Here is a 20,687-nt window from a genome sequence, read left to right as displayed (position 1 = left end):
GGTAAATGGCGGTTAGAGAAATATTACAATATGGTGACAAACGTCTTAATTCAATTTGTGAAAAGGTTGGAAAAGTAGATAGAAAGATTTTAAATTTAGTTGATGATATGATGGATACTCTTTATGAGGGAAATGGAATAGGTCTTGCTGCACCTCAAATAGGTATTTTAAAAAGAGTTGTCCTAATTGATTTAGGAGAAGAAGAGGGAGAACCAATAGTTATTATAAATCCTAGAATAACGGCTCAATCTGGAAATGAGAAGGATTATGAAGGGTGCTTAAGTTATGTAGGTTTTGAGGGCGAAGTATATAGACCAACAGCTGTTACTGTAGTGGGAATTAATATTAAAGGAAAACCAGTAACTTATAATGCTACAGGATTACTTGCAAGAGCATTTTGTCATGAGATTGATCACTTAGAAGGGATTATGTATATGTCTAGAGCTGAAGAAACACATGAATTAACTGAAAAATAATTTTGTAAATTTATTATAAAAATTAAAAAAAAGCACATTTCTTGATTATTAATATCAGGAGGTGTGCTTTTTTATTTTTTTAACGATTGAAATTTTATTGCACAAATGATACTATAATATGGAATACAAGTGTATATACAGAAGTATATACATATAAAGAGAGAGGTGTATAAGTAAATGCAGGAGTTAAAAGAAAAGATTCAGAAATTAAAAACAGAAAGAAACGCTATAATTCTAGCACATTATTATCAAAATGATAATATTCAAGAGATTGCTGATTTCGTGGGAGATTCTTATTATCTTAGTAAAATAGCCAAAGAATGTAGCGAGCAAACCATAGTATTTTGTGGAGTAAAGTTTATGGCTGAGAGTGCAAAAATACTATCACCGGAAAAAACAGTGCTACTTCCTAATAGTAAGGCAGGTTGTACTATGGCAGATATGATTAATGGAGAAGATGTTAGAGATCTTAAAAAACAGCATCCCAGTGCTAAGGTTATATGTTATATAAATTCAACAGCGCAGGTAAAATCAGAAAGTGATATATGTTGTACTTCTTCAAATGCATTAAAAATAGTTAATAAATTGGATAGCGATGAGATAATATTTATACCAGATAAAAATCTAGGTGATTATATAAATGAAAAGTCTCATGTTAAGAACATGATATTATGGAATGGGTTTTGCCGTGTACATGAATTCGTTAATGCACAGGAAATTATAGACGTTAAAAATTCAGATAAAGATATTAAGATTTTGGTTCATCCTGAATGTAATAGGGAAATTAGAAAGTTAGCTGATTTTATAGGAAGTACTGGGGAGATAATTAAATTTGCTAGCAATGATACCTGTCAAAAGTATATGGTTGTAACAGAAGGGGGTATTCTTTATAACCTTAAAAATAAAAATCCGAACAAACAATTTATAACTCCTAAATCTCCTATGAGATGTTGTAGTATGAAGACAACTACATTAGAGGATGTTTACGAGAGTCTTCTTAATAAACAATATATTGTAACATTAGATGAAAATATAAGACAAGCAGCGCACAAATGCTTGAGTGCTATGCATGAAATGGTGAGGTGATATTATGGATATATCTGTAGATGTATTAATAGTTGGAACGGGGGCAGCAGGTTTATATGCGGCATTAAATTTAAACGAAGATCTAAATGTACTTTTAATAACTAAAGAGTCCGTAGATAAATGCAATACTTCTTTAGCACAAGGTGGAATAGCAGTGGCTAAAGATGAAAAGGACTTTGATTTATTTGTGTTAGATACTTTAAAAGCAGGAAAATACAAAAATTCTATGGAAGCAGTAAAAACTTTAGTATACGAATCAATAGATAATATAAATGAAGTAATTGATTTTGGAGCATATTTTGATAAGGTAAACGGAAATTTTTTATATACAAAGGAAGGCGCACATAGCATTAGTAGAATTGTGCATAACAAAGATGAGACTGGAAAAGAACTCTTTTTATCTTTACTCGTGGCACTTAAAAATAAAAAAAATGTAAAAATATTTGAAAATTCTACTTTGCTTGATCTTATCACTAAAGATAATATATGTTTCGGTGGCACAGCGATTAGAGGCGAAGAAAGAATAAACATATATTCTAGGGAAACGATTTTAGCTACAGGTGGAATTGGCGGTTTATTTAAAAATTCAACTAGTAGGAGAAGATTAACGGGGGATGGAATAGCTATTGCATTAAGACATAATATTGAAACTTCTGATTTAAACTACGTTCAATTTCATCCAACTGCTTTATACGATGATAAGGTTAATTGTGAAAAGTTTCTTATATCAGAGTCACTAAGAGGGGAAGGTGCCAAACTTTTAAATGAACAGGGGGAAAGGTTCGTAGATGAACTTTTACCAAGAGATGTGGTTGCTAAAGCGGTTTATAATGAGGAAGGAAAAAGTAAGAAACCTTATGTTTTTTTAGATATTTCGTTTAAAGGAAAGGAATATATTATAAATAGATTTCCATGTATTTATAAAAAATGTTTAGAGTGTGGTATAGATATAACCAAAAATAAGATTCCAGTAACACCGGTTCAGCATTATCATATGGGAGGAATTACTGTTGACCTAGATTCTAAAACATCTATGAATCATTTATTTGCATGTGGTGAGGTAAGTTGCACAGGTGTACATGGAGCAAACAGATTAGCAAGTAATTCATTATTAGAAGCTTTAGTCTTTTCTAGAAGGGCCTCAAGATTTATAAATAAATCTATAGAAAAGATTGCTACATTAAATTGTGACGATATAAATAGTATAAAAATTCTTAGTGATTATAGAGAAATTAATAGAACCGTAGTGTTAAATAAATTTAAAGAAATGGGAGATGAGATAAGCAGTGAATTGGTTAATTATTGATAAATTAATTATGGATGCTATAACAGAAGATGTACCTCAAACTGATATTACAACAGAATTTCTTATAAGCGATGATTGCCTATGTAGTGTTGATTTAATAGCCAAAGAGAATGGCGTAATTGCTGGACTTTGCGTATTTGAGAGAGCTTTTAAAATACTAGGACAGGTAAATATAGAGTTTTTTAAAAAAGATGGAGACTTAGTATGCGAAGGGGAGTGCGTTGCAACATTAAGAGGAAAAACAAAACATATATTGACAGGAGAAAGAACTGCATTAAATTATCTACAAAGAATGAGTGGTATTGCTACGTTAACAAAAACATATGTGGATAAATTAGTTGGCACTTGCGTGAAAGTTCTCGATACAAGAAAAACTACACCTGGAATGAGAATATTTGAAAAATATGCTGTAAAAGTTGGTGGAGGTTATAATCATAGATATAATCTCTCAGATGGTGTATTAATAAAAGATAATCATATAAGTGCGGCTGGTGGAATAAGGCAAGCGGTAAATATTATACGTGAAAATGTTTCTTTTGTTAAAAAGATTGAAGTTGAAATTGAATCTTTAAATCAAATCAGTGAAGCTTTAGAAGTAGAAGTTGATATTATAATGCTTGATAACATGGACAATGAAACCATGAAAAAAGCTGTAGGAATAATAAATAATAAAGCTCTAGTTGAAGCATCTGGAAACATAACATTAGATAATATACTCGAAGCCTCAAATTGTGGCGTAGACTACATATCTGTAGGAGCATTAACCCACTCATGTAGGGTACTAGATTTGAGTATGAAGAATTTAGTCAATAATTAAAGTATATAAAACTTAGTTAATAATAAAGTATCAAATTTTTCATCAATGTCTTTCAAAAGAACTCGAAACAGAAAATTTAATTAAGAAATTCTAATCTTTTGCTTATATAAAATTCTCAACCTCTGGGTAGTCCTCTGGGGCGCATAACAATTATCAATTGTTATGTGCTCACATTCGACGTCCTGTCTCAGGTTCGCTAGCCTGCCTTCCTAGCAGGCTCACGAGAATTTTATATTAGCAAAAGAAGAATTTCTAAATGAAATTTCAATTGTTTCGACCTTTCTTATTGCAAGTCACTTCTGAAAAAAATTAAACATAAATATTAAACTATCTAATAGGCTCTCACATTTTTAGTTCCATGATTGTAGATTTTCTTTAACGATAATTTAGAAGTAAAGTCTCCTTTTGAAGTCGTTAATGCATCTTCTTCGAAGCTGGTGCAGCGACTCAGGAGATGATTTAATATACTACTATGATGATGATTTTAGAAATAAAATATTTTTCTTGGATTATGCTAACAAAAGTATATATTGCGTAAAATGCGTTTGAACAAGCCTTAGTAATTCTTAATTTATTTAATTTGAAATTGCGTAAGAAAACCGCATGTTTGAGCGAAGCGAGTTTGCGGGTTTTAGCAACTGAAAATAAAATAAATTTTAGAATTCCTTAGCGACGTGAACGCAGTGGAAGCAATATATACTTTTGTTTTTGCATAACCTAAGAAAAACTGATTATTTAAACTTTAAGGCATTTATTGATGTACTCTCGAAGTCTATCATCCCAAGGAGCAATCTCAATACCCAAAGCTTCTTTTATAAGTGAATTATCTGTGCAAGTATATTTAGGTTCACGAATTAGATTGGATAAAAGCTTATCTGAACTTACAACTAAAGGAACATTTAAATTGCCAAACTCTATTATACTATTTATTAGTGTGGATTTTGATATACAACCCTCATTTGTATAGTTATATATTCCATATTTATCAGTTCCTAATAATTTATTGATAATTGTAGTTAAATCTTCAATATAAGTCACACAAAGAGTAGGATTTGAAAATAGATAAATTGCTGTATGTTTTCCATTTATGAGTTTTCTTACAAAACAATCATTGCCACCAAATATAGTTGAACTACGAATAATAAAATATTTTCGGCAAATAGTTTGAATTAATTCTTCTCCACCAAGCTTACTCTTGCTAAAGGCATTTATTGGATCACATTTATCAAATTCTCTGTAGGGTACTGAATTACTATCACCGTATATATCTGTGCTAGAGAGATATAGTAGGGGTATGTTAAGATCATTACAGCAATTAGCAATGTTTAATGTTCCTACAGTGTTTACATCGTAGGCTAAGGTTTCATTATATTCACAAATATATTTATTAGTTATGGCTGCAGTATGGATTACAGCATCGGGTTTTAATAAATTTAAAGTTTTTTCAGTACTTATTTTGTCTACTATGTTAAGCTCAGTTTTATCTAATCCATACACATTATGTGATTTTGACATTACGTTACATAAATAGGTCCCAATATTACCATTTGCACCAGTTATTAATATATTCATAGATCCCTCCTGAAGTTCATTCTATTAAAGTATATGATGCAACAATAATATTATTAAGCATTTTGGGTATTAACTATATTTATTTTAATAAAGAGTGCAGTAGAAAAACTATTCAAAAAAATTCTAAAGAATATTTTAATATTTAAGTGGCAAACTATATGAAATGAGCATTTTGTATATATACAAAATATATACTAGCTAATAACTATTGTTAGTTGAATCGATTTGGAAATTGTGGTAAAATAAATTATAATAAGAAGAATATAATTGTGTGGATAAATAAAAAAGAGATTAATTATCTACTAAGATAAGTTTAAGGAGGATTTTTAGTATGGAAACAACAAAATTAAAAGACAATATTTATTGGGTTGGTGTAAATGACCCAGAGCTTAGGGTATTTGATATTATAATGGAAACAAAGAAAGGAACTACATATAACTCATATTTAATAGATGATGAAAAGGTAGCTATAATAGATTCTGTTAAAAATGGCTTTCTTGATGAATCTTTAAGTAAAATAAAAGGTGTTATTGGAGATAAGAAAGTTGATTACATAATTGTTCAACATACTGAACTCGACCACAGCGGTTCTTTAAGTAAACTTTTAGAAGTTTACCCACAAGCTGTTGTCGTTGCATCAAAAGCTGCTATAATCTATTTAAAAGAAATTATGAACAAAGACTTTATTAGTCAGCCAGCAGTAGGAGAATTATCGCTAGGTAAAAATACAGTGCAATTTATATCAGCACCAAATTTACATTGGCCTGATACAATGTTTACATATGTTAAGGAACAAAAGATATTGTTTACTTGTGATGTAATGGGTTGTCATTATTCACCTACTAATTGTATAACAGATGCTTGTTCAGGTGATTATTTTGATGAGATGAAATATTATTTTGAAGTTATAATGGGACCTTTTAAGAAATATGTAAATTCAGGACTTGATAAAATTGAAAGTTTAAAAATAGATATTGTAGCACCAAGCCATGGTCCTGTACACGTAAATGATGTTAAAATGTATACAGATCTTTATAGACAATGGGCTAAGATTTATGAAATAAAAGAAAAAAATGTACAAATATTTTATATTTCAGCTTATCATAATACTGAAGAGATGGGAAAATATTTAGCTAAAAAAATTAACGATTCAGGGGTAAAGGCAGAGGCTCATGAAATTACATCTATGAAGTTAACTGATATTGTATCATTGATTGAAAAGGCATCTGGTATTATGATTGGATCACCAACTATTAATCAAGATGCTGTAAAGCCTGTATGGGATGTTTTATCACTTGTATGCCCAATAACTAACAGAGGTAAAGTTGCAGCGGCTTTCGGCTCATATGGATGGAGTGGAGAGGGAGTTCCTATGCTTACACAAAGATTGAAATCACTTAAATTTAAAGTTGTAGAGGAAGGACTTAAGTTCAAATTTGTACCAGCTAAAAAAGAATTTGATGAGGCTGATAAGCTTGTAGAAAAGTACTTAGAGATTTTAAATAAATAATTACTAATAAATATTAGTTTACAAAGTCATATAATAAAAAAGAAAATCTCACTTTCATAGTGAAATCTTTCTTTTTTTTTATAAAGAATGATGTGTGGAGGCGATATATTTGAATAAACAATTTATAGTAGATTTTTTAAGCAAAAATGATTTAAGTGATATAGCTGAAATTCAATACAAAAAAGGAACTATAGCTCTTAAATTTAAATATTATTATGATGATGTAGAAATGGAAGCAGCTACATCTTATGCAGATGATGAAGGAAATTTTGAAGAAGAAAAAGAAGATTGGTATGAAGAATTTTTTCTACCTTATTTAAGTGATATTTCAGCAGATAATGTTGAAGATATTATGGAAGAATGTGCTGAAAAAATGGAAATTGAGTACGAATTCATTGGGTGTGATATATCAGAAGATGCACATGAATTTAATGAATTCGCTGTAGTTTTTTATGGTAAAGAATCAAATATTGATACTGATGATATCTTGCTTGAATTAGATTTTTAGATTTATGCTTGTACCAAAAGTGGAGCTTTAAGCTACTTTTATAGAGATAGCCTTAACTTTTGATATTTAACTATAACTTGATCTAATTGTTGGCTGCAAGATACGACCATTTTATCAGTCGGTTTTTTATAATTCAGTAAAAAATGTAATAATGTTCTTAGTGATTCCAATTCCTTATTTATAAGTTTGAGTTTAAGATTCATGCATTTCTCCTTATTCATATATTTGTGAAGCAAGTATATGATACCATATTATTCAAGCTATGTTAAATTTAATGTTAGTCATTAAAGTATAACAAGTTACAAAATATGCTATAATTTTATAAAATGTACAATAATGACATGGTAAAAAATAACATTATAAAGTATGTAGATGTTGAAAAAAGCTATTTGGAATAATGTGTAAAAGGCGAAAAAAGTCTTAATGTTTTTGTAATATAATCATAAAAGATAGAGTATGCTGGATATCTAATTGTTATGAATAAAATATTTTAGCATAATAAAAAAATGCTAAAATGATAGAGAGGTGATATTATTAATACAGATGAATTAACTAATAGGATAAATTATCTTTATAAGAAAAGTAAAGAAGAAAAACTTACGCAGGAAGAAATATCAGAGCAAAAAGAATTAAGACAAAAGTATATTGATAATGTTAAAAGAAATTTTCGTTCGCAACTAGATACAATTAAAAAAGTATAATATATACAATAAATTATTATGAATGGGGGAATTATGTTGGCAGTTACTATAGAGGAGTTAATAGAACATTTTAGTTTAGAGATTTTAGTAGAAGGCGGCAAGGGAAAATTAATTAATGTTAGTGATATTAATAGACCAGGACTTCAAATTGCTGGCTTTTACGAATATTTTGGTAATAAAAGGGTACAACTAATAGGCATGGCGGAGTGGAGTTTTTTAGATTGTATGGAGGAAGACCTTAGACGAAAGCGATTAAATAAATATTTTAAACTAGAGACCCCTTGTGTTATAGTGACTAGGAATTTGGAGCCACATAAGGAAATTATTAAGGCTGCAGAGGAAAATGGCCAATGGCTTTTACGAACAAAATCAATTTCTACAAGATTTAGTAGTAAGCTTACTAATTACTTAGATGCTGAGTTAGCTCCAGAAACAAGGCTTCATGGTGTACTACTCGATGTTTATGGTATAGGAATATTAGTAACTGGGGAAAGTGGAATTGGTAAGAGTGAATGCGCTTTAGAACTAATAAAGAGGGGACATAGGCTGATTGCAGATGACGCAGTAGATATTAAAGAAATTGACGGGGTATTGCTTGGAAAATGCCCTTACATAACTTCAGGAATGCTTGAGGTAAGAGGAATGGGAATAATAGATATCCCAGCAATTTATGGAATGAGTTCAGTTTTAAACACTAAGACTATAAGTTTACTTATCTCCCTTACTCAGTGGAACGAGAGTGAAGAATATGATAGGCTTGGTATAGATAATCAATTTATGGACATACTAAGTGTGCATTTAAGGAAAATAACGTTGCCAGTTAGACCAGGGAGAAATATAGCAGTTATTATTGAAGCCGCTGCAGCTAATTATATATATAGCTTAAATTCTAAGATAACTCCTGTAGAAAGTATAAATATGAGAATAGAGGAAGTAACTAAAGCACGTGACGAATAATTGAAAAAAGTATAGCAGCTAATAAATAACACAAATTTTAATATTTGCAATTTTAAGTAAAATTTAGTAATATAGTAAATACGAAAAATAATTTTTGTATGGAGGTTGTAAAAATGACAGATGCTAAAAGTTTAGAAAAAACATATGAAGTAGCTTGGGACAAATATAATAAAAATGATCTGGAAAAAGTGTTTGCATTATCTGATAATTATATAGATTTTATGTCAAAATGCAAAACTGAAAGAGAATGTGTAACAGAGTTTATTACACTTGCTAAAAAAAATGGTTATAAAAACATTGATACTTATATAAAAGAGGGCACTAAATTAAAAGCTGGTGATAAAGTTTATGCAAGTAGCATGGGAAAAACTTTAGCATTATTTTTAATCGGTTCTGAGCCTATTGAAAAGGGTTTTAAAATTTTAGGTGCTCACATTGACTCGCCAAGACTTGATTTAAAACCAAATCCACTATATGAGGATTCAGATTTAGCATTAGTTAAAACACATTACTATGGTGGCGTTAAGAAATACCAATGGGTTACGTTACCCCTTGCTATACATGGTGTTGTAGTTAAGAAAGATGGAACAGTAATAAATGTAGTAATAGGAGAAGATGAAAAAGAACCAGTAGTTGGAATTTCAGATCTTCTAATTCACTTATCCGCAGATCAAATGAAAAAAACTTTAGATAAAGCTATTGAAGGCGAAGATTTAAATGTATTTATGGGAAGTATACCAATAAAAGATAAAGATGCTAAAAACAGAGTAAAGTTAAATATATTAAAACTTTTAAATAATAAATATGGTATAGATGAAGAAGATTTTGTATCATCAGAATTAGAAGTAGTACCTGCAGGGCGGGCTAGAAATTATGGCCTAGATAGTAGTATGGTTATGGCTTATGGACATGATGATAGAGTTTGTGCGTATACTTCATATGAAGCATTAATGAACATGAAGCAAACGGACAAAACATGTATAGTTTTACTTGTTGATAAAGAAGAAGTTGGAAGTATTGGTGCAACTGGAATGCAATCAAAATTCTTTGAAAATACAGTAGCTGAAGTTGTTAATTTACTTGGAAAATACAGTGAGTTAAAAGTAAGAAGGGCACTTGCAAATTCAAAAATGTTGTCTTCAGACGTAACTGCTGCATATGACCCAACATTTCCATCAGTTATGGAAAAACGCAATTCTGCATATTTTGGTAAAGGTATAGTTTTAAACAAATATACTGGAGCTCGTGGAAAAAGTGGATGTAATGATGCAAATCCAGAGTTTATTGCAGAACTTAGAGGTATAATGGAAAAACATAATATAACATGGCAGACATCAGAACTTGGAAAAGTAGACCAAGGCGGTGGGGGTACTATAGCTTATATATTAGCTGAATACGGTATGCAGGTTATAGATTCAGGAGTTGCTCTTCATAATATGCATGCACCATGGGAAATTGCAAGTAAGGCAGATATCTATGAAGCTTGTAGAGCTTACGAGGCATTTTTAACAGAAGCATAAAGAAAAAAAAGGAGATGTGAAAACATCTCCTTTTATGATTCTAGTGCATTTACAAAGATAGCTAGTTCCTCATGACTTAATGAAACGCAGCCAACATGGCCATGTCCTGTGTCAGATGTTGAAATTCCATGAAAATCTGAACCTGCAGTAACAAACTTGTTGTATTCTTTAGCTTTTGATTTTAGGAGCGATTTCTGTTTTTTTGTGTTTATTGGATAGACTGCTTCAATACCATCAAAATCAAATTCTAACATTTCATCTATAGGCGTTTTTTTTATTAAAACAGGATGTGCTAGTACAACTAGTGCATGAACTTTCTTTAATATGCTTATACCCTCAGCTGTTGGAATTCTTTTAATGTGCACATATGCAGGGCTATCGTTTGAAAGAAAGTTATCAAATATATAGTTCCAATCGTATTTATATCCAGCATCAATTATTGCTTTAGCTATATGCGGCCTAGCTATTACTCCCTTTGCCGCTTCTAAGACCTTTTGGTAATCTAGTTTTATTTTGAAAAATATTTCTAGATTTTCTACTATTTTTCTGCCTCTAAACAATCTAGAATCATCTATATCTTTTAAAAAATTTTGAAATTCTAAATTTTTATATTCATCGTCTTTAAAATATCCTAAAATGTGGATGCTTTCATTATTATGAACTGTAGATAATTCTATACCAGGTATTACCCTTATATTATTATTTAAACCTTCTTTAATTCCTTCTTCCACATTTAAAGTAGTGTCATGGTCAGTTATTGCAATAATATCTAATCCATTTAAAGAAGCTTCATGAATTAATTCCTTAGGACTTAGTTTTCCATCAGATGCATTTGTATGAAGATGGAAATCACCTCTGTTGTACATATAATCACCTCAAATTTTTTCTTTAACATAGTACCATTTTACCCAATCTTTACGTATTTTAAAAGGGGTTTATCATAAATAATAATTATTATTAGTTATATAAGATACGTATTTGTATGATTATAAGATATTAAAGCCACTTTCAATATTTTAATACTAATGATTTTATGCTATTTATTTGTTATAATAAGTAATTATAAGAGAATAGGAGATTGTTTATGTTTTTAATGATTGATAATTATGATTCATTTGTATATAACCTAGTTAGATATTTTGAAGAATTAGGTGAGAAGGTATTAGTATACAGAAACGATAAGATAACACTTGTGGATATAAAGAGAATTAAACCAGAAGGAATAATTATTTCACCTGGTCCAAAATCTCCAGAAGATGCAGGAAAATGCATGGAAATAGTAGAAAAATTTAAAGGAAACATACCTATTTTGGGCATATGTTTAGGCCATCAGGTTATTGCTAAGGTGTTTGGTGGCAAAATTGTTCCTGGGCGTGAACCAGTGCATGGGAAGGTATCTTTAATTAAACATAGTGGAAAATATATTTTTAAAGATATAATGAGTCCAATGAAGGTCACAAGGTACCATTCATTAATAGTGGAAAGAGAAACACTGCCCGAAGTATTAGAAATTACTAGTGAAACTGATGATGGGGTTATAATGGGTATAAGACATAAAAATTATTTTGTAGAAGGATTGCAATTTCACCCAGAAGCTGAGCTTACGCAATATGGACACAAAATTCTTAAAAATTTTATTGATGAAGTTAGAAACAAAAACAAATTAGTTAAAGGTTAAGGAGAAAAAATGAAACTGGAAATTGAAAAAGTACAAACTAAACTTGATGGTTTTGATATATATTCTCTATTTAAAGAAAATATTGATACTATATTATTAGATAGTGCTAGGGATAAAGAAACATTAGGCAGATATTCTTTTATAGGTGTTAATTGTTTTTTAAAATTCAAGAGCAAAAATGGTATATGTAATAATTGCGGTGAATCATATAAAGGTGATACATTTGAAGAGCTAAATAAAATCTTAAAAAAATACTATATAGAAAATAATACAGAATTACCATTTGTGGCAGGTGGTATGGGGTATTTTTCTTACGACCTAGGTAGGGAACTTGAAGATCTACCCAATATAGCAAAGGAGGATATAGATATACCTTATTGCTGTTATAATTTTTATGATAACATAATTATTATAGATAATCTTAAAAAGGATACATATATATCTGCACTAGGAATACTTAAATTGCAAAAAGACAGTATTTATGATATAAAAACCCGCATACAAAAGGGTAATAAAGTTATATATGAAAAAGTAGGAGACATAACAAATAAATTTAATTCTGATTTTCAAAAAAGCAAGTACATTAATACTTTATCAAAGGTAAGAGCTTATATAAAAAGTGGAGATATATATATTACCAATTTATCACAAAGGTATAGTTGTAGCATAAAATCATGTGCATATGAAATATATAAAGATTTAAGACATATAAATCCGGCACCTTTTGCTGCCTTTATGAATTTTGAGGACTTTAATATAATATGTTCTTCCCCAGAAAGATTTCTAAATATAAAGGACAGGATTGTAGAAACTAGACCTATAAAGGGAACTATGCCAAGGGGTAAAGATTTAGAAACGGACATCAAGAATAAAAATATATTAATAAATAGTGAAAAGGATAAAGCTGAACTTTTAAATGTGGTTGATTTAGAAAGAAATGATTTAAGTAAAGTTTGCAAACCCAATTCCGTTAAAGTAACACAACTTTTTAAATTAGAGGAGTATAGTACAGTCTTTCATTTGGTATCTACAGTGGTAGGTAAATTAAAAGAGGAAGTAAGCCCAATCGAATGTATTAAAGCTTGTTTTCCTGGAGGCTCCATAACGGGGACACCTAAAATACGTTCCATGGAGATTATCGAGGAATTAGAACCTGTGCGTAGGAATATATATACCGGCGCTCTTGGATATTTGGGTTTTGACGGAAATGTAGATTTGAATATAATTATTAGAACAATTTTAGTCAAAGAAAACAAAGCATATTTTGGAGTAGGTGGAGGTATAACTTGGGATTCTAATGAAGAATCAGAATATGAAGAAACTTTAGATAAGGCGAGAGCACTAATGAGGGTTCTATAAATCAGCAAAGAAAGCTATATTGGAACTTGACACTCGAAACGCTTGCGGCACCAAGGAAGGATGGTATTATGATATTGATAAATGGTGAAGAAAATGTGGATAAGTTATTTTTAGATAGTGGATTTTCCTTTGGTAGAGGAGTGTTTGAGACAATGCTTGTCAAAGAAAAGCCAATACTACTTGCTAATCATATGAAAAGGTTAAACAGCGGGCTTATTACACTAGGAGTAAATAAAAAAATTACTCAGGAAGAAATTTATGAAGCTATCTTAAAGCTTAATTGTGAAAATTGTGTGCTTAAAATTATGGTATCCGAAAAAAATACTATAATTACTACAAGGCCAATTCCATACACAAGGAGTGACTATGAAAATGGATATTCCTTAGGGCTAAGTGAAGTAAGACGAAATGCATATTCTAATTTGACATATGTTAAATCATTGAATTATGTGGAAAATATAATTCAGCGAGGTATTATTATAGATAAAGGATATAATGAGGCACTATTTTTAAATACAGATGGATTTTTAAGTGAGGGAGCCGTAAGCAATATATTCTTTATTAAGAATGGAATTTTATATACACCCAAAATTAAATGTGGTTTACTGCCAGGTATTGTGAGGGAGTTTGTCATCGAAAATTCATCGGCTATGGGATTTATTGTACAGGAGGGTGAATTTACATATGATCAATTGCTGGATGCGCAGGGTGTATTTATAACTAATAGTATTATGGGTATAATGAAGGTGGTTAAAGTTGACGACAAGGTTCTTAATCAAAGCGTAATTGTGTCTGAAATAAAAAGGTATTATGATAAATACGTACAAGAATATAGGGGCTAGGGCTACTCTAAAGAGGTGGGAATCATAAATAACAGTTTAATAGATGACAAAGTAAATCTTATTATAAAAAATAATATATTTCAGTATAACTTAAAGAGAATAAAAGACTTAGAAGAAAACAGAGAATACTGCAAACATGATATGCAACACTTTTTAGATGTGGCAAGACTTATGTATATAATTACTTTAGAGAATAATTTTAATATACCAAAATACATAATTTATACAACTGCACTTTTGCATGATATAGGTAGGGGAGAACAATATGAAAATGGTATTGCCCATAATATTGCGAGTGGGTTAATTGGTGAAAAAATATTGCACCAGTGTGGATATGGTGAAAAGGAAATAGATGAGATTTTAGAAGCTATAGGAAACCATAGAAACGACACTGAAAATTTTGAAAGTTTGAGTAATCTATTATATAAATGTGATAAACTTTCAAGAGATTGTTTTCATTGCGAGGCAAGCGATGGATGTAAATGGCCTTTGGATAAGAGAAATATTAAGATGGATTATTAGATTAATTATAAAACAAATTTTTAGGGGGAAGTTTATGAGAATAGGAAATAAAGACTTTAAAATAGGTAAAAAGACTTACATAATGGGAATTTTAAATGTTACGCCTGATTCGTTTTCAGATGGGGGGAAATTTAATGATATGCGCTCAGCTATAGAGCATGCCAAGTTAATGGTTGCAGAGGGAGTAGATATTATTGATATTGGGGGAGAATCCACAAGGCCAGGTCATGAAAATGTTAGTTGCGATGAAGAAATTAAAAGAGTAATTCCTATTATAAGGGAATTAAAGAAAGAGCTAAATATTCCTATTTCCGTGGATACATACAAAGGAAAAGTTGCGGAGCTTGCAATAAAGGCAGGAGCAGACATGATTAATGATATATGGGGGTTTAAGATGGACCCATCTATTGCGGGAGTTGCTGCTAAGTATAATGTACCCTGCTGTTTAATGCATAATAGAGATAATCGAATCTATGATAATTTAATGGAAGATATATTAAAGGATTTAATGGAAAGTATAATTATTGCTTTAGATGCAGGAGTAAGAAGAGAAAATATTATAATAGATCCAGGTATTGGGTTTGCAAAAAGTTACGATGATAATTTAAAAACTATTAATAATCTAGAAAAGTTAAATAGGTTAGGATATCCAGTTCTTCTTGGAACATCAAGAAAATCTATGCTAGGAATTGCACAAGGATTGGAGACTAGTGAAAGGATTGAGGGAACACTTGCAACTACTGCCATAGGGATAATGAAAGGCTGCGAATTTATAAGAGTACATGATATAAAAGAGAACAAAAGGGTTTGTGTTTTAACAGATGCTATACTTAGAGGTTAAATAAGTATCGGTAATTATAAAGGAGACAATACTATGGACAAAATGTACATAAAAGATTTAGAAGTCTACGCTCATCATGGGGTTTTTCAGGAGGAAAAGGTACTCGGACAACGATTTTTAATTTCTATAGAGCTGTTTTTAAGTTTGAGAGAGGCAGGAATATCTGATGATATAACAAAAACTGTTCATTATGGAGAGCTTTGTCACAAAGTTGAAGAAGAATTTAAAAAGGAAAACTATGATTTAATAGAGAAAGCTACAGAGAAAGTAGCGGAATTCATACTATTAAATTATGATTTAGTTCAAAGAGTAAAGGTTAAAATAAAGAAACCTTGGGCTCCAATTGGACGTCCACTTCTTTATGCAGCGGTAGAAATAGATAGAAAATGGCATACTGCATATATTGGGGCAGGTGGAAACATGGGAGATAAGGAGAAAAATGTAAAAAGTGCTTTAGATATTATAAACAATTCTTATCATACCAAAATAACAAAAACATCAAAATTTTATAATACGAGCCCAGTAGGCTATATAGATCAAGAGGACTTCTTAAATTGTGCTATTGAAGTGAAAACACTCTTAACTTCGCTAGAACTTGTAAGATTTCTGTTATCTATTGAAAAGGAATTAAAAAGAGAAAGAGTTATAAGATGGGGTCCTAGAACAGTTGATTTAGATGTATTATTGTTTGATGATGTAATTAGTTCAATAGAAGAAATAGTATTACCTCATCCGAGAATGCATGAGAGAATGTTTGTTCTAGAACCAATGTGTGATATAGCACCCTATGTTTTGCATCCAATTTTGAACAAAACTATGATTCAAATAAAAGAGGAAATAGAAGCGCAGTAGGCTTTTATTTCCTTTTTTTTTAACGGTTAGTTATTAAGTAGTACATACAATTTTTATTAAAAAAGTAAAAATTTTATTTAGGTATTAGGTATTTGCATAGACCATAAAGGTTATAAGCTTTAAACATTTTACTTGTGTCAATGTAATCCATCTTGTAATCACCATCCCAAGGATATATGGAAATATATTTTTCGTTATAAATATTTAATACGTATTTGTTTTTATTAAAGGTTAAAAATATTTTATATATTGGTTTAGCAGGTAAGTTTATCGGCTTATTTATAAAGCTAGCATTAGTTAATGAATTAAAGAAATTGACAAAGGTAGTTGAATCCTCTTTTGAAAAATCTTTTTTCTTATAAAAATTCATATATAAAGCATAAAGTTCTTTTGGTGATTCTATAGATAAATCCTTCATTAATAACTTGGTATAATAATAATTGTTTGGTTTGTTTTTGGTGAAAATATTTTTATTAAAATTGTATTTACATCCGAAGAGGCTTAAGGAAAAGGAAACACATATTATTAGTAAAATACCTTTCTTTATATTAATTCTCAAATAATCACATCCTTTAATTATAACCTTTAAGTACATTATTTAATTACATTTATCAAACGCATTATGAAAACTCATTATTTATGGTTCCTATAAATAAAATATGTTGGATAATTATATTTTAGTACACAAAATTGCTCTACTAGCATATTCTAAAATATAATTATAAAATTTGACTATGATTATTAAGAATAGGGCGGGAGGGATTATTTTGAAATATGGTATTGATATTGGGCACAATTGCCCACCGTCAGATATCGGATATGTGGGTATAAGAAAAGAAGATCAGTTAAATAAAGAGGTTGGAGTTAAGGTAATAGCAAAGCTTAAAGAACTTAAGCATGAGGTAGTTTACTGTACTCCTAGTCCTGACTCTAGTCTGAGTAATTCACTTTACCTAAGAGTAAACAAGGCAAATGAAGAGAATGTAGATTTATATGTATCTATTCATTTCAATGGTGGAAGTGGACACGGAACAGAGGTATTTGCAATATCAGAGTTAGCGAAAAAAACAGCTAAAAGAGTTGTAGATGAAATAGCAGAACTAGGATTTGTTAATAGAGGAGTAAAGGATGGAAGTTTTTTATATTTACTAAAAAATACAAAAATGCCTGCAATACTAGTAGAAGCTGGATTTGTAGATTGTAAAGAGGATATGGAAAATTATAATGCGGAAAACATAGCAAATGCTATTGTAAATGGAATAACTAGCTTTTAGATAGAAAGACTTTTGTTTTCATAGCTTAACATAACAACAATAATTAGAATAATTGTTCTTATTATAATCATATTGAATATATTAAATTGAAAGAAGGCGATTAAATGTTTTTAACCAAAGCAACATTAAATTTGTTAAATGAGCAAATATCACATGAATTTAATAACCACACTATTTATAGAAATATACAAGCGTATTTTTCTAATTTAGATTTGGATGGATGGGCATCGTTTTTTGGCGTGCAAGCTGAGGGAGAGTATGATCATTATAAACACATTATAAGTTATCTAGATGATAAGGATGCTCCTTATGAGATAAATGTTCTACCTTATTCAGATTATCAATTCAAAGATATTAAAGAAATACTTGAAAAATATTATGCTACGGAGTTAATAACTACTAAGATGCTTTATGAAATTGTAGAACAGGCGAGGGTAGATAATGATCAGGGCACAATAAGTTGGTTATATACTATGCCAGTGTCTGTTGGTGGCTTATCATTAATACAAGAACAAATTGAAGAGGAAGATTCAGCATTAAGTTTGCAATCTGAGTTTATGCAGGGGTTTGGTAAGAGCGATCAATTAAATCAGCAGTGGATACGAATAGTAAATGAAAATTTAATTCATAGACTTTCAAAGTGATAAAATAAATTAGTATATGGCAAGTAAAAACTATAATTTAACCCTTGCTTAACTTTAATTAGTGGCTAGGGTTAAATTTAGATTTATAGAGATTTCTCTGTTTAAATGAGTTTAGAATATAACAATATGGTACATACTATCTATATAAAGAAGGTGTATCAATGGACTTAACAAACAATGAAAAATTAAAATTAATAAACAGCATAGAAGTCTTAAAATGTAATGATAGTTTTAACAAAAGAGCATTTGCATTTACATATGATAATAATGAAAACAGAAAAATACTTTATGAAATAGGAATGATTGAGGAAGAAGTGAATTTTGAATGTAGAGGATGTGGTGTTTTGGATATAATCAATATTGGGCTTAGATATGCTAAATCGTTTAGTAAAGAGGAAGGATTTTATACAGATACTATTATAAACTATGAATTGTTTTAATTTATAAATAAAACCCTTAGGACAAGAAGTATAGTCATTATTCATATAATTACAACTCACAAAGCTAGGAGCTATAATAATTATTGTTGTGCTTTACAAAATAATATAAAAAATCTATAATTAGATTATAACAATAAGCATTAGTAAAGAGGAACTGCTGAAATATATTTTAGTAGTTTTTTTAATTGTTAAAAAATAATCTATAATAATGGAGCTGGAAATAATGATTTTACAAGATCGAATTAAAGTTTTAAACAATAAAAAAACAATTGATAACCCATATGTGGTTTACTGGATGCAATGTTCTCAAAGAACAGAATATAATCATGCCCTAGAGTATGCCATAATGCAGGCAAATGAGCTTAAGAAGCCATTAATTGTATATTTTGGATTAACTGATAATTATCCAGAGGCAAATGAAAGACACTATTATTTTATGCTAGAGGGATTAAAAGAAGTAAAAACAGAATTAGCTAGAAGAAACATAAAAATGATTATTAGAAAAATATCTCCTGAAAATGGAGCTTTAGAAATATCATCTTTTGCAGCATTAATGGTAGTAGATAGAGGATATTTAAGGATAGAAAGAAAGTGGAGAACACTTTTAGCCCAAAATGCGAAATGCTCTGTGGTACAGGTAGAAACTAATGTCATTGTACCCGTAGAAGTAGCTTCTATAAAAGAAGAATATTCTGCATATACCCTTAGAAATAAGATAAGCAAAAGATTAGAGGAGTTTGCATTGCCTCTTAATGAGAGAGAATGTGATGAAGATTCTACTAATTTGGAGCTTCCATTTGATGAATATGATATAGAAGATATTGATAAGGCTATTTCACAACTTAAAATTGATAAAACAGTTAAGAGAGTACTATATTATAAGGGTGGTACTAGTAATGCTAAAATATTATTAGAAGAATTTATTTCTAATAAATTATCACATTATAGTGAACTTAAAAATGAACCCTCAAAGACTTATTTTTCTGATTTGAGTCCATATTTGCATTTTGGTCAGATTTCTCCCTTGTACATATATATTAAATTAATGGATGTATCTATAGAAGATAAAAAAGCCTTTTTAGAAGAATTAATAACTAGAAGAGAATTAAGTATGAATTTTGTCTTTTATAATGATAAATATGATTGTTATGAATCACTTCCATCTTGGGCCTTGAATACTCTTGATAAACATTTGGTAGACGAACGAGAGTTTATTTATTCACTGCAAGAACTAGAAACAGCTCAAACACATGATGATTATTGGAATGCTGCGCAAAATGAAATGCTTATTACTGGTAAAATGCATGGCTATATGAGGATGTATTGGGGAAAGAAAATATTAGAATGGAGTAAAACTCCAAAGGAAGCTTATAATACTGCTATTTATTTAAATAACAAATACCTTTTAGACGGTAGGGACGCAAATGGGTTTGCGGGGATAGCTTGGTGCTTTGGAAAGCATGATAGACCTTGGGGTGAGAGAGCTATCTTTGGATTAGTTAGATTTATGAATGACAAAGGATTAAAAAGAAAATTCGATATGGAAAGATATATGCATAAGATTGAATCAATGTCTTACAATTCTGCGATTATAAGTGATAATGAGAAAACTGAACAACTATCTTTATTTTAAATACATTTATGCTCCCAAAAACTATTAGTTTGTGGGGGTTTTTAGTGTGCCCGGCATGGGCGTTTACTCGTCGGTGAAAGTCCGATACGGGGGCCGATAGTGCTAACCGTTAGCTTAAGACAAGGGTGTCCACCGTGAGGTGGAATCTG

The 20,687-nt window shown here is 30.1% G+C and carries 23 protein-coding genes; 19 read left to right on the top strand and 4 right to left on the bottom strand.

Going from position 1 to position 20,687, the window contains the following annotated elements; genetic code table 11:
* Nucleotides 1–5 precede the first annotated feature (5 nt).
* The 4 genes from def to nadC all read left to right on the top strand — a co-directional run bounded on the left by def (nucleotide 6) and on the right by nadC (nucleotide 3,685).
* Nucleotides 6–476 (top strand): peptide deformylase, encoded by a 471-nt coding sequence (gene def, locus KPL37_RS08525; protein WP_216147962.1) that lies wholly within the window; start codon nucleotides 6–8, stop codon nucleotides 474–476.
* 177 nt (nucleotides 477–653) lie between these two features.
* The gene (gene nadA / locus KPL37_RS08520; protein ID WP_216147959.1) at nucleotides 654–1,562 is read left to right on the top strand and encodes a quinolinate synthase NadA; all 909 of its coding nucleotides are present in this window, start codon (nucleotides 654–656) and stop codon (nucleotides 1,560–1,562) included.
* Between the two features lie 4 nt (nucleotides 1,563–1,566).
* Nucleotides 1,567–2,868, top strand: coding sequence for an L-aspartate oxidase (locus KPL37_RS08515; protein ID WP_216147956.1), 1,302 nt, complete (start codon nucleotides 1,567–1,569; stop codon nucleotides 2,866–2,868).
* Nucleotides 2,849–3,685, top strand: a complete 837-nt coding sequence (nadC, locus tag KPL37_RS08510) for a carboxylating nicotinate-nucleotide diphosphorylase (RefSeq protein WP_216147953.1) — start codon at nucleotides 2,849–2,851, stop codon at nucleotides 3,683–3,685. Before KPL37_RS08515 ends, nadC begins: the two co-directional genes overlap by 20 nt.
* A 735-nt stretch (nucleotides 3,686–4,420) precedes the next feature.
* Here the strand turns inward: nadC and KPL37_RS08505 are convergent.
* On the bottom strand, nucleotides 4,421–5,257 hold the full coding sequence (locus KPL37_RS08505; RefSeq protein WP_216147951.1) for an SDR family oxidoreductase: 837 nt from the start codon (nucleotides 5,255–5,257) through the stop codon (nucleotides 4,421–4,423).
* A gap of 331 nt (nucleotides 5,258–5,588) precedes the next feature.
* Between KPL37_RS08505 and KPL37_RS08500 the strand changes: the two genes are divergently transcribed.
* Complete coding sequence (locus KPL37_RS08500; protein ID WP_216147948.1) at nucleotides 5,589–6,767, top strand: FprA family A-type flavoprotein; 1,179 nt, start codon at nucleotides 5,589–5,591, stop codon at nucleotides 6,765–6,767.
* Between the two features lie 109 nt (nucleotides 6,768–6,876).
* Nucleotides 6,877–7,275: a hypothetical protein gene (locus KPL37_RS08495; protein ID WP_216147945.1), complete on the top strand. Its 399-nt coding sequence runs from the start codon at nucleotides 6,877–6,879 to the stop codon at nucleotides 7,273–7,275.
* A 38-nt stretch (nucleotides 7,276–7,313) separates the two neighbouring features.
* Here KPL37_RS08495 and KPL37_RS20365 read toward each other — a convergent pair whose 3' ends face one another.
* Entirely contained in the window at nucleotides 7,314–7,478 is a 165-nt protein-coding gene (locus KPL37_RS20365) for a Spo0E family sporulation regulatory protein-aspartic acid phosphatase (RefSeq protein WP_216147942.1), read from the bottom strand.
* Nucleotides 7,479–7,805: 327 nt separating this feature from the next.
* On the opposite strand from KPL37_RS20365, the gene KPL37_RS08485 reads away from it, so the two are divergent.
* From KPL37_RS08485 to KPL37_RS08475, 3 genes are all read left to right on the top strand, one after another.
* Nucleotides 7,806–7,976 carry a DUF896 domain-containing protein gene (locus KPL37_RS08485; protein WP_343216236.1) on the top strand — a complete coding sequence of 57 codons (171 nt, stop codon included), beginning with the start codon at nucleotides 7,806–7,808 and terminating at the stop codon, nucleotides 7,974–7,976.
* Nucleotides 7,977–8,012: 36 nt separating this feature from the next.
* A complete protein-coding gene (gene hprK / locus KPL37_RS08480) occupies nucleotides 8,013–8,933 on the top strand; it encodes an HPr(Ser) kinase/phosphatase (protein WP_216148055.1) in 921 nt (306 codons plus the stop codon).
* Nucleotides 8,934–9,046: 113 nt separating this feature from the next.
* Nucleotides 9,047–10,453: an aminopeptidase gene (locus KPL37_RS08475; protein ID WP_216147939.1), complete on the top strand. Its 1,407-nt coding sequence runs from the start codon at nucleotides 9,047–9,049 to the stop codon at nucleotides 10,451–10,453.
* Nucleotides 10,454–10,485: 32 nt separating this feature from the next.
* Here the strand turns inward: KPL37_RS08475 and KPL37_RS08470 are convergent, their stop codons facing one another.
* Nucleotides 10,486–11,319, bottom strand: coding sequence for a PHP domain-containing protein (locus KPL37_RS08470; protein ID WP_216147936.1), 834 nt, complete (start codon nucleotides 11,317–11,319; stop codon nucleotides 10,486–10,488).
* Between the two features lie 218 nt (nucleotides 11,320–11,537).
* Here KPL37_RS08470 and KPL37_RS08465 point away from each other — a divergent pair, with 218 nt between their 5' ends.
* From KPL37_RS08465 to folK, 6 genes are all read left to right on the top strand, one after another.
* Nucleotides 11,538–12,131: an anthranilate synthase component II gene (locus KPL37_RS08465; protein ID WP_216147933.1), complete on the top strand. Its 594-nt coding sequence runs from the start codon at nucleotides 11,538–11,540 to the stop codon at nucleotides 12,129–12,131.
* Nucleotides 12,132–12,140: 9 nt separating this feature from the next.
* Nucleotides 12,141–13,490 carry an aminodeoxychorismate synthase component I gene (pabB, locus tag KPL37_RS08460; RefSeq protein WP_216147930.1) on the top strand — a complete coding sequence of 450 codons (1,350 nt, stop codon included), beginning with the start codon at nucleotides 12,141–12,143 and terminating at the stop codon, nucleotides 13,488–13,490.
* Nucleotides 13,491–13,558: 68 nt separating this feature from the next.
* Nucleotides 13,559–14,332 (top strand): aminotransferase class IV, encoded by a 774-nt coding sequence (locus tag KPL37_RS08455; RefSeq protein ID WP_216147927.1) that lies wholly within the window; start codon nucleotides 13,559–13,561, stop codon nucleotides 14,330–14,332.
* A 15-nt stretch (nucleotides 14,333–14,347) separates the two neighbouring features.
* Entirely contained in the window at nucleotides 14,348–14,854 is a 507-nt protein-coding gene (locus tag KPL37_RS08450; protein ID WP_343216234.1) for an HD domain-containing protein, read from the top strand.
* Nucleotides 14,855–14,888: 34 nt separating this feature from the next.
* The gene (gene folP / locus KPL37_RS08445) at nucleotides 14,889–15,695 is read left to right on the top strand and encodes a dihydropteroate synthase (RefSeq protein ID WP_216147923.1); all 807 of its coding nucleotides are present in this window, start codon (nucleotides 14,889–14,891) and stop codon (nucleotides 15,693–15,695) included.
* Nucleotides 15,696–15,728: 33 nt separating this feature from the next.
* Nucleotides 15,729–16,547, top strand: a complete 819-nt coding sequence (gene folK, locus KPL37_RS08440; RefSeq protein WP_216147921.1) for a 2-amino-4-hydroxy-6-hydroxymethyldihydropteridine diphosphokinase — start codon at nucleotides 15,729–15,731, stop codon at nucleotides 16,545–16,547.
* 73 nt (nucleotides 16,548–16,620) lie between these two features.
* Here folK and KPL37_RS08435 read toward each other — a convergent pair whose 3' ends face one another.
* A complete protein-coding gene (locus KPL37_RS08435) occupies nucleotides 16,621–17,106 on the bottom strand; it encodes a DUF4883 family protein (RefSeq protein ID WP_216147918.1) in 486 nt (161 codons plus the stop codon).
* A 208-nt stretch (nucleotides 17,107–17,314) separates the two neighbouring features.
* Between KPL37_RS08435 and KPL37_RS08430 the strand changes: the two genes are divergently transcribed.
* The 4 genes from KPL37_RS08430 (at nucleotide 17,315) to KPL37_RS08415 (ending at nucleotide 20,538) form a co-directional block, all read left to right on the top strand.
* Nucleotides 17,315–17,821 (top strand): N-acetylmuramoyl-L-alanine amidase, encoded by a 507-nt coding sequence (locus tag KPL37_RS08430; protein ID WP_216147915.1) that lies wholly within the window; start codon nucleotides 17,315–17,317, stop codon nucleotides 17,819–17,821.
* 104 nt (nucleotides 17,822–17,925) lie between these two features.
* Nucleotides 17,926–18,465, top strand: coding sequence for a ferritin (locus KPL37_RS08425; RefSeq protein WP_216147912.1), 540 nt, complete (start codon nucleotides 17,926–17,928; stop codon nucleotides 18,463–18,465).
* A 161-nt stretch (nucleotides 18,466–18,626) separates the two neighbouring features.
* Nucleotides 18,627–18,905, top strand: a complete 279-nt coding sequence (locus KPL37_RS08420; protein ID WP_216147909.1) for a hypothetical protein — start codon at nucleotides 18,627–18,629, stop codon at nucleotides 18,903–18,905.
* Nucleotides 18,906–19,128: 223 nt separating this feature from the next.
* Nucleotides 19,129–20,538: a deoxyribodipyrimidine photo-lyase gene (locus tag KPL37_RS08415; RefSeq protein ID WP_216147906.1), complete on the top strand. Its 1,410-nt coding sequence runs from the start codon at nucleotides 19,129–19,131 to the stop codon at nucleotides 20,536–20,538.
* Nucleotides 20,539–20,687 lie beyond the last annotated feature (149 nt).

It is taken from the genome of Clostridium frigoris, from assembly GCF_018861865.1.
Taxonomy (GTDB): Bacteria; Bacillota; Clostridia; order Clostridiales; family Clostridiaceae; genus Clostridium_AD; species Clostridium_AD frigoris.
This window is presented reverse-complemented; position numbering and strand designations above follow the sequence as displayed.